At 53.7% G+C, this 13982-nt stretch carries 15 protein-coding genes; 8 read left to right on the top strand and 7 right to left on the bottom strand.

What is annotated here, in order from left to right; genetic code table 11:
- Nucleotides 1-99: 99 nt before the first annotated feature.
- The gene (locus ACJJIS_RS22205) at nt 100-483 is read left to right on the top strand and encodes a Rid family detoxifying hydrolase (protein ID WP_282930626.1); all 384 of its coding nucleotides are present in this window, start codon (nt 100-102) and stop codon (nt 481-483) included.
- A gap of 47 nt (nt 484-530) precedes the next feature.
- On the opposite strand, the gene ACJJIS_RS22200 is transcribed toward ACJJIS_RS22205, so the two are convergent.
- Nucleotides 531-1415 (bottom strand): sugar nucleotide-binding protein, encoded by an 885-nt coding sequence (locus tag ACJJIS_RS22200; RefSeq protein ID WP_282930625.1) that lies wholly within the window; start codon nt 1413-1415, stop codon nt 531-533.
- Between the two features lie 142 nt (nt 1416-1557).
- Nucleotides 1558-1818 carry a GlsB/YeaQ/YmgE family stress response membrane protein gene (locus ACJJIS_RS22195; protein ID WP_108735039.1) on the bottom strand — a complete coding sequence of 87 codons (261 nt, stop codon included), beginning with the start codon at nt 1816-1818 and terminating at the stop codon, nt 1558-1560.
- Nucleotides 1819-2007: 189 nt separating this feature from the next.
- On the opposite strand from ACJJIS_RS22195, the gene ACJJIS_RS22190 reads away from it, so the two are divergent.
- Both ACJJIS_RS22190 and recG read left to right on the top strand, forming a co-directional pair.
- Nucleotides 2008-2931, top strand: coding sequence for a hydrogen peroxide-inducible genes activator (locus ACJJIS_RS22190; protein ID WP_282930624.1), 924 nt, complete (start codon nt 2008-2010; stop codon nt 2929-2931).
- Nucleotides 2910-5015, top strand: coding sequence for an ATP-dependent DNA helicase RecG (gene recG / locus ACJJIS_RS22185; protein WP_475709111.1), 2106 nt, complete (start codon nt 2910-2912; stop codon nt 5013-5015). The genes ACJJIS_RS22190 and recG overlap by 22 nt, the downstream gene beginning before the upstream one ends.
- Nucleotides 5016-5025: 10 nt before the next feature.
- Here recG and ACJJIS_RS22180 read toward each other — a convergent pair whose 3' ends face one another.
- Nucleotides 5026-6342: a dicarboxylate/amino acid:cation symporter gene (locus ACJJIS_RS22180; protein ID WP_413665904.1), complete on the bottom strand. Its 1317-nt coding sequence runs from the start codon at nt 6340-6342 to the stop codon at nt 5026-5028.
- A gap of 74 nt (nt 6343-6416) precedes the next feature.
- Between ACJJIS_RS22180 and ACJJIS_RS22175 the strand changes: the two genes are divergently transcribed.
- The 4 genes from ACJJIS_RS22175 (at nt 6417) to phoR (ending at nt 10251) form a co-directional block, all read left to right on the top strand.
- On the top strand, nt 6417-7094 hold the full coding sequence (locus ACJJIS_RS22175) for a chorismate--pyruvate lyase family protein (protein ID WP_475709110.1): 678 nt from the start codon (nt 6417-6419) through the stop codon (nt 7092-7094).
- The gene (ubiA, locus tag ACJJIS_RS22170; RefSeq protein ID WP_475709109.1) at nt 7091-7972 is read left to right on the top strand and encodes a 4-hydroxybenzoate octaprenyltransferase; all 882 of its coding nucleotides are present in this window, start codon (nt 7091-7093) and stop codon (nt 7970-7972) included. Before ACJJIS_RS22175 ends, ubiA begins: the two co-directional genes overlap by 4 nt.
- Before the next feature lie 110 nt (nt 7973-8082).
- Nucleotides 8083-8787, top strand: a complete 705-nt coding sequence (gene phoB, locus ACJJIS_RS22165) for a phosphate regulon transcriptional regulator PhoB (RefSeq protein ID WP_108735044.1) — start codon at nt 8083-8085, stop codon at nt 8785-8787.
- An 84-nt stretch (nt 8788-8871) separates the two neighbouring features.
- Nucleotides 8872-10251, top strand: coding sequence for a phosphate regulon sensor histidine kinase PhoR (phoR, locus tag ACJJIS_RS22160; protein ID WP_475709108.1), 1380 nt, complete (start codon nt 8872-8874; stop codon nt 10249-10251).
- Nucleotides 10252-10263: 12 nt separating this feature from the next.
- On the opposite strand, the gene ACJJIS_RS22155 is transcribed toward phoR, so the two are convergent.
- The 4 genes from ACJJIS_RS22155 to ACJJIS_RS22140 form a co-directional block, all read right to left on the bottom strand.
- A complete protein-coding gene (locus ACJJIS_RS22155) occupies nt 10264-10623 on the bottom strand; it encodes a hypothetical protein (RefSeq protein WP_475709107.1) in 360 nt (119 codons plus the stop codon).
- Nucleotides 10624-10625: 2 nt separating this feature from the next.
- Complete coding sequence (locus ACJJIS_RS22150; RefSeq protein WP_475709106.1) at nt 10626-11237, bottom strand: DUF938 domain-containing protein; 612 nt, start codon at nt 11235-11237, stop codon at nt 10626-10628.
- Nucleotides 11234-12010, bottom strand: coding sequence for a peroxide stress protein YaaA (gene yaaA, locus ACJJIS_RS22145; RefSeq protein WP_475709105.1), 777 nt, complete (start codon nt 12008-12010; stop codon nt 11234-11236). The genes ACJJIS_RS22150 and yaaA overlap by 4 nt, the downstream gene beginning before the upstream one ends.
- Before the next feature lie 79 nt (nt 12011-12089).
- The gene (locus ACJJIS_RS22140) at nt 12090-12569 is read right to left on the bottom strand and encodes a DUF4265 domain-containing protein (RefSeq protein WP_108735048.1); all 480 of its coding nucleotides are present in this window, start codon (nt 12567-12569) and stop codon (nt 12090-12092) included.
- 72 nt (nt 12570-12641) lie between these two features.
- Between ACJJIS_RS22140 and ACJJIS_RS22135 the strand changes: the two genes are divergently transcribed.
- On the top strand, nt 12642-13928 hold the full coding sequence (locus ACJJIS_RS22135; RefSeq protein ID WP_475709104.1) for a M48 family metalloprotease: 1287 nt from the start codon (nt 12642-12644) through the stop codon (nt 13926-13928).
- The last annotated feature ends 54 nt before the right edge of the window (nt 13929-13982 follow it).

Raw genomic sequence — 13982 nt, 5'->3', positions numbered from 1 at the left:
TAACCGACTTCTGAAAGCCCCGCAAATAAGTAAGGGATTAATCGGAAGTTCCGTATAGGTCTTCCTTTTCAACAATATTGATAAGTAATGGAGTACCCCATGCCCAATCGAGCCGTTATTAAAACCGACCGGGCACCCGCCGCAGCTGGTACCTATTCCCAGGCAGTAAAAGTGGATAATACTGTTTACCTGTCGGGACAAATCGCTCTGGACCCAGAGACACAACAGATGATTAGCGGAGGTTTTAGCGATGAAGTCCACCAGGTCTTTCGCAACCTCAGCGCAGTCTGTGAGGCCTCTGACGGATCGCTTCAGCATATTGTGAAACTCAATCTCTACATTACCGACAGCAGCAACTTTGCCGCTGTAAATGAGATAATGGCAGAGTTTTTCGAAGAGCCTTATCCCGCCAGGGCAACCGTCGTCGTCAAGGAGTTGCCGCGGGGAGCCCTTTTTGAAGCCGAAGCGATTATGGTGACCTGAGGCAAGAAGTTCTCGCCGATGCTGTGGCAATAATTGAGGAGGGCAGCTCAGCCCTCCGACTCCAACAGAGCGCTATAGCCCACCTTGTAATCTGGATATTTCAATTCGTAACCACTGGACAGCATCAACTGATTGCTGAGCTTTTTCGAGCGGCGCTCGCTCGTTTGCACAATCTCGCGCAGGTGGGCACTGGTATATCCCATCGCTTTTACCAACCACTGTTGTAGCTCGTACATCGGCACAGGCTGGCTATCGGCGCCTATATAAAGGGGCTCCGGGACCCACCCCTGTTTGTGCCTTTCAATAAGGTGCAATAAAAAACCAATACAATCATCGACATGGATGCGATTGCTATATTGCGGTGGCTGGGGAGGAGCGCAGCGACCAGCGCGAACCTGCGACAACAAGCGATCTCGACCAGGCCCATAAATTCCCGCAAAGCGCACAATGCAACTGTTGGGAATTGCGTTGCGAATGATCTCTTCAGCTGCCAGCAAACTATCTCCCTGAAAACCACTGGGCAGGGGTAAGGTTTGCTCATCGATAAAGTCGTCACCGCTTTGGCCATAAACACGAGTAGATGAAACCCAAATAACCAAGCGCGGTGGGGATGGAAGGTGCGGAACAACTTCAGCGACTGCCTTTGCCGTTTCCACATAGGCGCGGTGATAGCCGGTTGGTGTGTGCTCAGTGGGGGTAAATGTCGCGAGAATGACATCCGCCCCCGTAGACAACAAGCGTTCAATATCTTCTTTCTTAGTGGCATCCCCCCGGCGCCAATTCACCACATCTGCCCGGCGCTTACTCGCCAGAGCTACCAGGGGATTGCGCCGCATTCCATAAACCGCGTATTGCTTTCGGTCTATATGCAGTGCCAGTCTCGCCCCGAGGTCACCACACCCAAGGATCCAAAGCTTTTCTTGTTGTGTCATATAGTTCCCGGTGAACAATCTTTGCTGTCCACCTTATTCCCTTGATTCAGTGCTATTCAGTCCTAAGGTGCTGGGGTCATTTGGGCAAATATCAAATTCGGAATGCTTATAGTTCGCCGCCGAGGCTCTCCCCAAAGGCGGACTAGTTGCCACGCCTTTTGAACATGCGATAGATCGCAAGAAAAATTATCGCACCAATCGTAGCCGTTATTATGTCGCCAATTCCGAAACCAGTCACTGGGCCACCGAACCCAATCAAGGCACCCAGCCAGCCTCCAATAAAGGCACCGACAATGCCGATGACCATAGTGACTATCCAACCACCAGGATCTCTCCCGGGCATAATCCACTTTGCCAAAGCGCCGGCAATCAACCCGAGAATGACCCAGGACAGAACTCCCATGACGTATCTCCGTTCGGTGTGCCCCTTACAGATATAGCAAAATTTTGCGCCTCAATCCCACCTGAATTCCCAAAACTAGTAAATTTTCCCAATATTCGCTCTCAGCTTACAGATTGAGACAGGGTATTGGCCAGCGGCGATTATTTATGAATAATTACTATTACTAATGGCCATCTAATTGCCTCGACCATGACTCTCAATGAACTGCGCTATATCGTAACTCTCGCCCAGGAACAGCATTTTGGCCGTGCCGCCGAGCGCTGTTACGTCAGCCAACCGACACTCTCTATCGCGGTAAAGAAACTGGAGAAAGAGCTCGGTGTCGCTCTGTTTGAGCGCTCAAAAACTCGAGTGCAGGCAACCCCATTGGGCGAGAGAATTGTCGCCCAGGCCCAGCTGGTTCTGGAACAATCAGCAGCCATCAAAGACATCGCCAGCGCCGGCAAGGACCAGCTGGCGAGCCCCCTGTCAGTTGGCGCCATCTTTACTATTGGGCCCTACCTGTTCCCACACTTTATTCCCCAACTACAGCATTTGGCACCAGAAATGCCACTCTATGTTGAAGAGGGATATACCGCCACGCTGAGACAGAGGCTACGCAAGGGCGAACTGGATGCCATCATTATCGCGCTCCCCTTTACCGAGCCCGACGTTGTCACCCAACCCCTGTACGACGAGCCATTTGTTGTATTGATGCCCGCAGGCCATCCACTTACAAAGCAGGAGGTTATCTCCCCGGATCAACTCACTGAAGACAATGTGCTTCTGCTGGGTGAGGGCCACTGCTTCCGTGATCAGGTACTGGAAGCTTGTCCGCACCTGCAACTAACCATGGAAAAAGAAGCCGGCGGCGGCAGCATACGCACAGCCGCAGATGGCAGCTCACTGGAAACACTCCGCCATATGGTGGCCTCAGGGCTGGGGATAACCGTATTGCCACTCTCAGCCGCCACCGCATCACAGTACGCCAGTGGCCTGCTGGAGACCCGCCCCTTTACCGCACCGGGCCCACGCCGCACCGTAGCACTGGCCTGGCGGGCAAGCTTCCCCCGACACCGCGCAATCGACATACTGCGAGAGGCCATCAGCCAGTGTCACCTGACCGTGGGATAGATAACAACCTGGCCGAGCTGCCCGTTACCACCCTCAAAGGCGTGGGGGATAAATTTGCTCAGGTGTTGGCCAAACTCCATATCAACTCCCTACAGGATTTGGTTTTCCACTTGCCCCTACGCTACCAGGACCGCACCCGGGTGGTGCCTATTGCCGGCCTCACCGCCGGTATGGATGTGGTAATCGAAGGGGAGGTCAGTGCCGCCGATGTCGTATTCGGCCGCCGCCGCAGCCTGGTGGTCAGATTACAGGATGGCAGCGGCACCTTAACTCTGCGCTTTTTTCATTTTTCTGCCGCACAGAAAAGCCGCTTTGCCCGAGGAACCCGAATACGCTGCTTTGGGGAGGCCCGTCGCGGAGCCAACGGCCTGGAGCTCTACCACCCGGAAACGGAAATCGTCGGTATCGAAAACGCGGAGACCGCAGATACCCTTACGCCGGTTTACCCGCTAACAGAGGGGGTGAGCCAGGCCCGTATGCGAGGATTGGTGGAGCAAGCACTGGTTCTACTGAAAAACGGCGCTGTTACCGAGTTCTTGCCGGCAGAGCTATTACCCAAATCTCTGCGCTACCCCCTCAGGGACGCCTTGCTGTATTTGCACGCCCCTCCTGCTGGCACCCAGCTAGATCAACTGGCAGCAGGTACTCACCCCGCCCAGCAGCGTCTGGCCCTGGAAGAGTTACTGGCACACCATCTGAGCCTGCTGGAGTTGAGGCGCAATAGCGCTAGGGTAGCGGCACCACCTCTGTCCGTTAACCGATCCCTGGAGCGAGACTTTTTGTCGCGTCTGCCATTTTCCCTCACCGGCGCACAGCAGAGAGTTTGCGAGGAAATCGCTGAGGATCTGGCTCAACAAACCCCGATGATGCGCTTATTGCAGGGAGATGTGGGCGCGGGAAAAACCCTGGTCGCCGCTATGGCTGCCCTAAAGGGCATTGGGACCGGTGCTCAAGTAGCAGTCATGGCACCGACAGAAATCCTGGCAGAGCAGCACCGGATCAATTTTTGTAATTGGCTGGAACCTTTGGGTATTGAAGTTGCTCAGCTAACGGGCAGCTTAAAGGCTGCCGAGCGGCGTAAACAGCTGGGCAAGATCGCCAGTGGCGATGCCCAGTTAGTGGTGGGCACCCACGCACTTTTTCAGGAAGAGGTGGCTTTCCACAACCTGGTGTTAGTGATTATCGATGAGCAACACCGCTTTGGCGTACAGCAGCGCCTGGAGCTGCGTGAGAAAGGGGCGGCAAGTGGAGCTACCGGCAGGCTGCAACCCCACCAGCTGATTATGACCGCTACACCGATTCCCCGCACCTTGGCGATGTCCGCCTTCGCTGACCTGGATTGCTCAATCATCGATGAGCTGCCGCCAGGGCGACAACCCATCAACACCGTTGCCATTGCCAATGATCGGCGCGACCAGGTTATGGAACGGGTGCAAAGCGCCATCGCCGAGGGCCGCCAGGCCTACTGGGTTTGCACCCTTATCGAGGAGTCGGAAAGCCTGCAAGCCCAGGCCGCAGAATCCACCGCTGAAGAACTCGCTGAAATGCTCGAAGGCGTTCGCGTGGCCCTGGTACACGGCCGCCTGAAGCCCGAGCAAAAAGAGCAGGTGATGAGCGCCTTCAAGGCCGGGGAAGTGGATTTGCTGGTGGCAACCACGGTCATTGAAGTGGGCGTAGATGTGCCCAATGCCAGCCTGATGATTATCGAAAACCCCGAACGCCTGGGCCTGGCCCAATTGCACCAGTTGCGCGGCAGGGTCGGGCGCGGCTCCATCGCCAGCCACTGTGTGCTGCTGTACGGCACACCGCTATCGCAGAATGGCCGCGCCCGCTTGCAAGCGCTGCGTCAACACAGTGATGGTTTTGCTATTGCAGAGGAAGACCTGCGTCTGCGAGGTCCCGGGGAAATCCTCGGCACCCGCCAGACAGGGGAGATCCAGCACCGCATCGCAGACTTGCAGAGGGATGCTGAGCTGCTGCCGCAAGTGCAAAAAATTGCTATTTCCCCTCAATTGACAGAGGGCATGCGACAACAGTTGATTAAACGCTGGTTACAGAACAAGCCCCGATTTGCCGAGGCTTGAGGAGAGCGCCCTAGTGGGCGCCTACTGTGTTGTTGTCGTTAATGCTGACACTCTTGTAATTGGCATCGTAGTAAGTCTCTTCGTCCAGGGCACCTTCACTCTTCGCCACCACACTACTTACTACCGCATCACCGGTAATATTGACCGCCGTGCGCACCATATCCAACAGGCGATCTACGCCGATCACAATGGCAATCCCCTCGAGTGGCAGACCCACCTGCTGCAATACCATACCCAACATAATCAGGCCGACGCCGGGCACCCCAGCAGTACCAATAGACGCCAGAGTTGCTGTCAGGATCACCGTCAGAAAGCCGGTCAGGCCGATCTCAATTCCAAAGAACTGGGCAATAAAGACCGTAGCCACACCCTGCATAATCGCGGTGCCATCCATATTGATAGTCGCACCTAGGGGAACTGTGAATGCAGCAATTTTATTATCCACACCCAGGCGCTTCTCTACCGTCGACAAAGTCACCGGGATAGTGGCAGCAGAGGAAGCGGTACTGAAGGCAAATAACATGGTCGACCACATTTTCTTCAGTAGCTCTAGGGGATTGAGCCCACTCAGCAGCTTCAGAATCACCGAGTAAGTACCCAATGCATGCAGAAGCAGGGCACAGACCACGACCAGGAAATACTTTCCGAGTTGTATCAAGCCTCCTAACCCAAGACCGGCAAAGGTTTTCGCCAGCAACGCAAAAACGCCATAGGGGGCAAAAACCATCAGTACACCGACCATGCGCAAAACAACGGTATTGAGGTCATTAAAGAAAGCGGCAATACGTTGACCCGGCTCCCCGCAACGAGAGATCGCATAGCCCATCAACAGGGCAAAAACGATAATCTGCAGCATATTTCCCTCAGCCATAGCGGCAACAGGGTTGGTCGGGAATATATTGACCAGTACCTCTGAAAGAGGTGGGGACTCCTTCGGCACAAATGTTGAAGCGGCTTCAGCTGCAGCTTCATTAACACCAACTCCAGGCTGGAAGATTAATGCCAGACACAGTGCCAGAGTAATGGCAATGGCCGTTGTCGCCATATAAAGCAGGACGGTTTTACCCGCCAGCGGCCCAATTCGGCTGCCTTCCGATAGGGCACAGGCGCCACTGATCAGCGAGACCAGAACCAAAGGTACCACCATCAACTTTAGTGACGCGATAAAGATACGGCCGATAACATCGAACAGGCCTTCGGTCAGGTAAAGATTAATAGCACTGTTCACGCCAGCACCGAGCAGCTGGGTCTCATTCAAGGAGTTGATTAACCCCCCAACGGTAATGCCCGCAAACATTCCCACTAAAATTTTGGTCGTAAGCCCCATAACAAGCTTCTCTTTATGAATCGTTGTTTTCATTGCAGTGAGCACTATATCCATTGCCGTGCTGGGGAGCAAAAATGCAACAGGGAGAGACCTGTTGCCACCGACCGGGATACAATGGGGCCTTTATCCAGACTGCGGAGTTATCGTTGCACCAATCACCATTTGTGCCCTCTGGCGATTGGCAGAGTTTGCCTCTTGAAACCCAGCAGCAACCACCCAAAAATCTGGTGCCCTGGCTGACCTATTCCGGATCACTCACCGCCGCTCTCAAGCAGCAAAGTGACGGAGACTTTTATGTTCGCGTGCTGTATCAGGGGTGGCAGACACCCCGCCCTGAAGAATGCCTTGTACTGGGGTTACACAATGGCAACCGGGCCCTGATTCGGGAAGTACTGCTCTACGGCTGCGGACAACCCTGGGTGTACGCCCGCAGCGTTTTACCCGAGCGCAGCCTGCAGGGAAAATCTCGCAATCTGCGCAGCCTGGATACTCGCCCGCTGGGGGAGCTGCTGTTTAGTGAACCGGGTATTCGCAGAGGCGAGATCGCCCTAAATTTACTGCAGCAATCCCCTGGCTGCGCCGATCGTGAACTTGGGGATAGAGATTCTGAAGTCTGGGGTCGCCGCTCGGTATTCTGGCTGCGGGATAAGCCCTTACTGGTGTCGGAGGCTTTTCTTCCCAACTTCACACCGACAGGTGACCCCATAGCGCAAGAAACTGCCAAAACTATCGCAACTGAGGATTCACTGTGATCAGCCAACAGATCTCACAACACTGGCCCACAGCGCTGCCCTACTGGCAATTGGCGAGGATGGACAAGCCCATAGGTTCACTGCTGTTACTCTGGCCCACTTGGTGCGCACTATGGCTAGCCGCTGAGGGATGGCCGGGCTTTCACTTGTTTATCGTATTTACACTTGGGGTGATCCTGATGCGAGCGGCTGGCTGTGCAGTCAATGACTTCGCCGATCGCAAAATTGACGCCCATGTAAAACGCACCGCAGAGCGCCCCCTGGCCACCGGCGCACTGACGCCAAAGTCTGCATTGGCGCTTTTCGCCGGGCTCAGCGCTGCCGCCTTCCTACTGGTACTCACCACCAACACACTCACGATTCTCCTCTCGTTTTTAGCTCTGGCCCTGGCATTCGGTTATCCCTTTGCAAAGCGCCACACACACCTACCCCAGATGGTCCTGGGCGCCGCCTTTAGTATGGGAATCCCCATGTCTTTCGCAGCGGTTACAGGAGAAGTACCAGCAGAGGCCTGGTTGCTCTATACCGCCAACCTGGTTTGGACCCTGTGCTATGACACTTTCTATGCGATGGTGGACCGCGATGACGATCTTCAGATCGGCGTTAAATCCACCGCCATTTTGTTTGGGGAAATGGACAAGGTCATCACCGGAACCTTACAACTTTTAGTTCTAATAGCCCTGCTGCTTATTGGATCAAGGTTCTCACTCGGTATTTTTTACTACTTGGCGCTATTGCCGGTTTGCAGTTTATTCGTTTATCAGCAGTGGCTGATTCGGGACAGAGGGCGAGAGGGCTGTTTTCAGGCTTTTATCAACAATAATTGGGTAGGGTTTGCCATTTTCGCCGGCATATCGCTGCATTTTCTGCTGAATTGAAAGATGAGTGGGCCCCAGAAGTGGAGCGTCATATATTTGTCATATAAATCCCGTTTAATCCTCGGCCATAACTGGGGAAACCCTGACAACAGAGCGGGTATGGCAGGCAAATGCACAGTAAAACGATCCTGATTGTCGATGACGAATCCGCAGTGCGCGATATGCTGCGGGTCGCACTGGAAATGGCAGATTACCGCTGCCTTGAGGCGGAAAACGCCCAGGAAGCTCACGCCCTGATTATCGACGAGAAGCCAGACTTAGTGCTGCTCGACTGGATGCTGCCGGATGTTTCCGGGGTAGAGCTGGCAAGGCGCCTCAAGCGCGATGAACTCACCACCTCGTTGCCAATCATCATGCTCACGGCAAAAGGTGAAGAAGACAATAAAATCAAAGGGTTAGAGACCGGGGCCGACGATTACATCACCAAGCCTTTCTCCCCCCGGGAGCTGGTTGCACGCTTAAAGGCCGTACTGCGCCGCGCGGGCCCGGCAACCCCGGAAGAACCGCTCAGTGCCGGCGCACTGATATTGGACCCACTGAGTCACCGGGTCACTATCAAAGGGCAGCCGGTAGATATGGGGCCAACAGAATTTCGCCTGCTTACCTTCTTCCTCTCCCACCAGGAGCGCGCCTATACACGCACCCAACTCCTCGATCATGTATGGGGTGGGAATGTCTATGTAGAGGAGCGCACCGTGGATGTCCATATTCGCCGTCTGCGCAAAGCCCTGGCCATTGATGGCCACGACCGCTATATCCAGACAGTTCGCGGCACCGGGTATCGGTTTTCTGTGCAAACCGCAGAAAAAGTGTGACAATCCTCTCTGGATCGGTACCGATCCCTGCAGAATCAAACCTCCGCACTTAACGGGTGCGGGCCTGGTTCCATGAGGTATTGAATGTGGGCGGAAGAGGCTGTGCCACTGCCGCCATCTATCAGGCAACACGGCAACTCTATGTTGGATCGCAGTATTGGCGAGTTCTCGCGTTTCGTAATTATCGCCCTGGGGTGCACCATTCTCGGTGTCACCTCCGGCAGCTGGTCTCTCGCCCTGATTGCGGGATTGGCCAGCTACCTAATCTCAGTGCTGTGGCAACAGCAACGTTTCAACCGCTGGCTGGCAAACGGCAGACGCGGCCCAGCCCCAACCGCCTTTGGAATTTGGGGCGAAATCTACGACGACTTTTACCGTATGCAGCGGCGCCACCGCCGCGAGAAGCAGAAGCTGCATGTGATGTTGCGCCGGGTACAGGACAGTACCAGCGCACTGCGCGAGGGCATTGTAGCCCTGGAAGACGGCGATAACCTGGCCTGGTGGAACCCTGCTGCCGGTGAACTGCTCGGGTTACAGGCCAGTGACTCCGGCCAGTCATTAGTCAACTTTGTCCGCGACCCTGGCTTTGTCAGCTATATGCACAGTGACAACAACGGGGAACCCCTCACTCTGCCCGCACCTGGCAATGAAGCCCGCATGTTACAGCTGGAAGTCACCCGCTACGGTAAAGATGAGGCATTGGTCATTGTTCGCGACATCACCCGTTTACACAATCTCGAGCAGATGCGTCGGGATTTTGTCGCCAATGTTTCCCATGAGCTGCGCACCCCCCTCACGGTAATTGCCGGCTACCTGGAAACACTGCAAAGCAGTGATATGGCACCACCTCCCTGGAGGAAACCCCTGGCTCAAATGGAGGAGCAGACTGGCCGCATGAGTACGCTGGTCAATGACCTGCTGCTATTGGCTCGCTTGGAGACCTCTGAGCGCAAAAGCGGGGATATGGCTGTGGCAGTGCCAGAACTGATTGAGAGGGTGGCCCAGGAAGCGCGCAGCTTCAGTGGCGATCGGCATCATCATATCGAAGTTGATTGCAAAGGGGATTGCTACCTCAATGGAGACCCCGGCGAATTACACAGTGCTTTTGCCAACTTAGTATTAAATGCAGTGAAATACACCCCCGAAGAGGGCGGAATTCAATTGCGCTGGTGGCAGGATGACAAAGGCGGGCACTTTTCCGTAGAGGACAATGGTATCGGTATTGATTCGATCCATATTCCCCGCCTGACTGAGCGCTTCTATCGAGTTGATCCAGGCCGCTCACGGGACAGTGGCGGCACAGGTCTCGGGTTGGCGATCGTTAAGCATGTGTTGCTGCGACACAATGGAGAAATGAGTGTAGAAAGTACGCCCGGGCAGGGCAGTCTCTTCACCCTTCACTTTCCACCAGCAAAGCTGGCTCAAAAGCCAGCACCCAGATTGAGTTCTGAAGCCGCTAATTAAAGCGGCTTTCAATTACTCCAGTTCCTGCAGTTCTACTTCTTTACCGTCTTTGACATAGCTGGCCGTGCCCTCTTTACCCAGAGCGTTTGCTTCCCGGCGCAAAACCAAATGGTGCAACTGCAAATCCCCATCGCGCAGCAGTAGGTGCTCATTGCCCTCATCATCGGTAGGCAGGGCCTTAGCACCAATGAGGGCATCTCGCAGAGCGCGCAGCTTGGGCACATCGCGATAGCGATTCAAGTCATTCGACAAACGGGCTTTCATGCGCTCACTCTCATGCAGTGCCGCCGCTGTCTCTCGGTATTTGGCAAAAAAGAATACCGCTCCAATGGCAAAAGCCACAATTACCACTATTTCAAACCACTCAGGCATAGTTACTCCTTATTATCATTTTTGCGCCAAACCATTAATTGATTATTGGCTGGCAGGTAATTTAGTTCTGCGCGACTGAGCCCCGCACTCTCCGCCACCTGATCGAGCCATTCGAGATCGCGAATCCCCCGCTTGGGATCACGCTCCTTCAACTCGAGATCAAAGTCAGCATTAGAGGGACCGATAAACTCGCCTGCAATCTTCACGGGGCCATAGACAAGCAGCAAGCCTCCGGGCTCCAGAATATCGGCACTGTGCAGAAAGAACTTCTGCACCAGTTCAGCGGACATAATATGCAAGGTGTTTGCGGTGAAAATAGCATCAGCCGAAATCTCAGGCCAAGAATCGCCAACATCGAGCGCCAGCGGTTGCGGCAGGTTGCTACTGGGTATCTCCGCCAGCCAGGACTTTACTGCCTCCAGCTGTTGCGATCGCTCTGAAGTTTGCCATTCAAGATGCGGTAAATGCGGAGCAAAATATACTGCGTGTTGACCAGTACCACTGCCAACCTCAAGCACTTTACGACTTGAAGCCAGCAGGCGAGTCAGTTGCTGGAGAATCGGCTCGCGATTGCGCCCGCAGGAGGGCGCATTGGGCAATTCAGTGCTGCTCACTGCGGCTCATCCCGGGTAAATACCCAATCCCACTCAGTGGACAAACCTAGGTTAAAACCATAACCAGCCACATCAAAACCTTTCAGCTCTTCCGCCTTCTTTACCCTCTGATCAATCGCCCAGCGACTCATCATGCCTCTGGCTTTCTTAGCGAAGAAGCTGATCATCTTATACTGACCATTTTTCAGGTCCTTAAAATGCGGGGTGATCACCTGAGCATCAAGCTGCTTGGTTTTGACTGATTTGAAATATTCATTGGAAGCCAGGTTTACCAACTCGCGACTCTTCACACCCTGCAACTGCGCATTCAATGCTTCGGTAATCTTATCTCCCCAAAATTCATAGAGATTCTTACCCTTGGCATTTTCAAATTTAGTGCCCATCTCGAGGCGATAGGGTTGCATCAAGTCCAACGGGCGCAGCAAACCATAAAGGCCAGAGAGCATACGCAAGTGCTTTTGCGCATAGGCAAAGTCCCGCTTACCCATAGTCTCCGCCTCCAATCCAGTATAAACATCACCTTTAAAGGCGAGCAGGGCGGGGCGGGCGTTGTTATCGGTAAACGGGCGCTTCCAAGTGTGGAAGCGATCGTAATTCAAGACTCCCAACTTGTCTGAAATCTTCATCAGGCTGGAAACCTGCTGCGGGCTCAGTTCGCGCAACTCTTTGATCAGGGCTGCTGACTCTTTCAAAAAGTCCGGCTGGGTGGTTTCCAGTGAGGGAATATCACTTTCATAGTCCAGGGTTTTCGCCGGTGAAATAACTATTAACATCGGGTGCCTTCTCAATTCGCTATCGCCTCAACCACACACTACCAAGCTATTGTGGGTGGCCCAAATATATCGCGGATGTTTACTCCGGCTTTAGGACGTCCTGCCACCAGTTGAGCGGGGTCTGCCCATCTTTGGGGTCATAAACATTGCCGTAATACCAAACGCTATTAGCCCCATCGCAGGCACTGTTGAGGATCTCCTCAATCTTATCGAATCCACAGCTGACATGAATGCTGTAGACCAATACGCGCGGTGCCTCGAGATCCAACTCACCCCCGAGTTTTTCCAGCTGTGGGGTTAACTTATCAGACAGTTCCGTGCTATCACCGCGACAAAAAATACGCACCGCCAAATTGCCCGAGCGCTTTACCAACTCAAATTGCTGGGTGTCTTTATCGACCTTAATGTAATCCCCACTGGCGATTCCTTTTATAAAGACAGGGGATCGCACCAGCTGGCAGCTATCATCCTCGCTCACACGAACCTGTAGCCGTTCCACCACGGGCTCACCTTCGGGGTTGTTGCCCGCAAATAACTCAATGACTTGAAGTGCCGTCATAAACCTCAGTTCCCGTACTGTGTACAATGAGTAACCATTCTAATGACTCAACATTATACAGGGAGGGAGGTAATGATCTCGCGTACCCAGGCGCTTACGGCATGTGTCGCATTTCTGACAACATCCATTCTCGGCGGGTGTGTTGTCAACCCAGTCACCGGTGAGAAACAGGTTTCGCTGATATCTCCGCAGCAGGAGGTTCAACTGGGGCAACAGCACTACGCTGCCAACCAACAACAGCAGGGCGGCCAATACACCATTGATCCGGCCCTGCAAAACTACGTCAGCCAGGTTGGCCAAAAGCTGGCGCGGGTCTCAGACCGTCCCCAGCTACCTTACGAGTTTGTAGTTCTGAACAACTCGGTTCCCAACGCCTGGGCCCTGCCCGGCGGCAAAATCGCTATCAATCGAGGCCTGCTGGTGTTACTCGATGACGAAGCTGAGCTCGCTGCCGTACTGAGCCATGAGATAGTTCACGCTGCTGCACGACATTCCGCAACTGCAATGTCCCAACAACAATTACTGGGCGCAGGCCTGGCAATCGTGGGAGCTGCCACCCAGGACTCTGGCTACTCTGACTTGATTGCCACCGGGACTCAACTGGGGGGCTCCGCCTATATTGCCCGCTACAGTCGCGGCAATGAGTTAGAGTCAGATCAATACGGTATGAAATATATGGCCGCTGCGGGGTATGATCCCCAGGGGGCCGTACGCCTGCAAAGCAAATTTGTTGAACTGTCGGAGGGGCGGCAAGCTGGTGGACTGGAAGCGCTCTTTGCCAGCCATCCCCCTTCACAGTCTCGTGTCAGCGCTAATATCAAGCACAGTCAATCTCTACCCCAAGGGGGAATCACCAACCGGGCCTCTTACCAAAAAGCCATAGCGCAATTAAAGCGCGATGCCGATGCTTACAAGAATTACGACAATGCGGTTGCCGCAGCCAATAATAAAAAGTTTGACTCTGCACTAACGCTGGTAAGAAAAGCTCAAAAACAGCAACCCAAAGAAGCTGCCTTTTTTGCGCTAGAAGGCGATTTACTCAGCCAAAAGAAACAATATAAAAATGCCCGAAAGGCATACGACAGTGCCATTCAAAAGAATCCGGCGCTATTTTCGTATTGGCTAAAACGGGGAGTCACTAATATCCAATTAAAAAATTACAGCTCTGCAGAGGGCGACCTAACCAGATCACTACGCTATCTTGATACAGCTTACGCTCACTACTACCTCGGCCAGACCTATGAGAGACAGGGAAATAAGCAAAGTGCTTACAAGCACTATCAGGAAGCTGCTGGGGCTGGAGGAGAAATTGGCACCATGGCACAAAACCGAATAAAAGCCATCACCAACAAAGGGTAAATAAATTCGATTTATAAATAAAAAGGGCCGTCTCAGACAGCCCTTTTTTAATTT

Source organism: Microbulbifer maximicatervae (SeqCode) (assembly GCF_056231245.1).
Note: the sequence above shows the minus strand (reverse complement) of the source record. Positions and strands in the feature narration are given on the sequence as shown.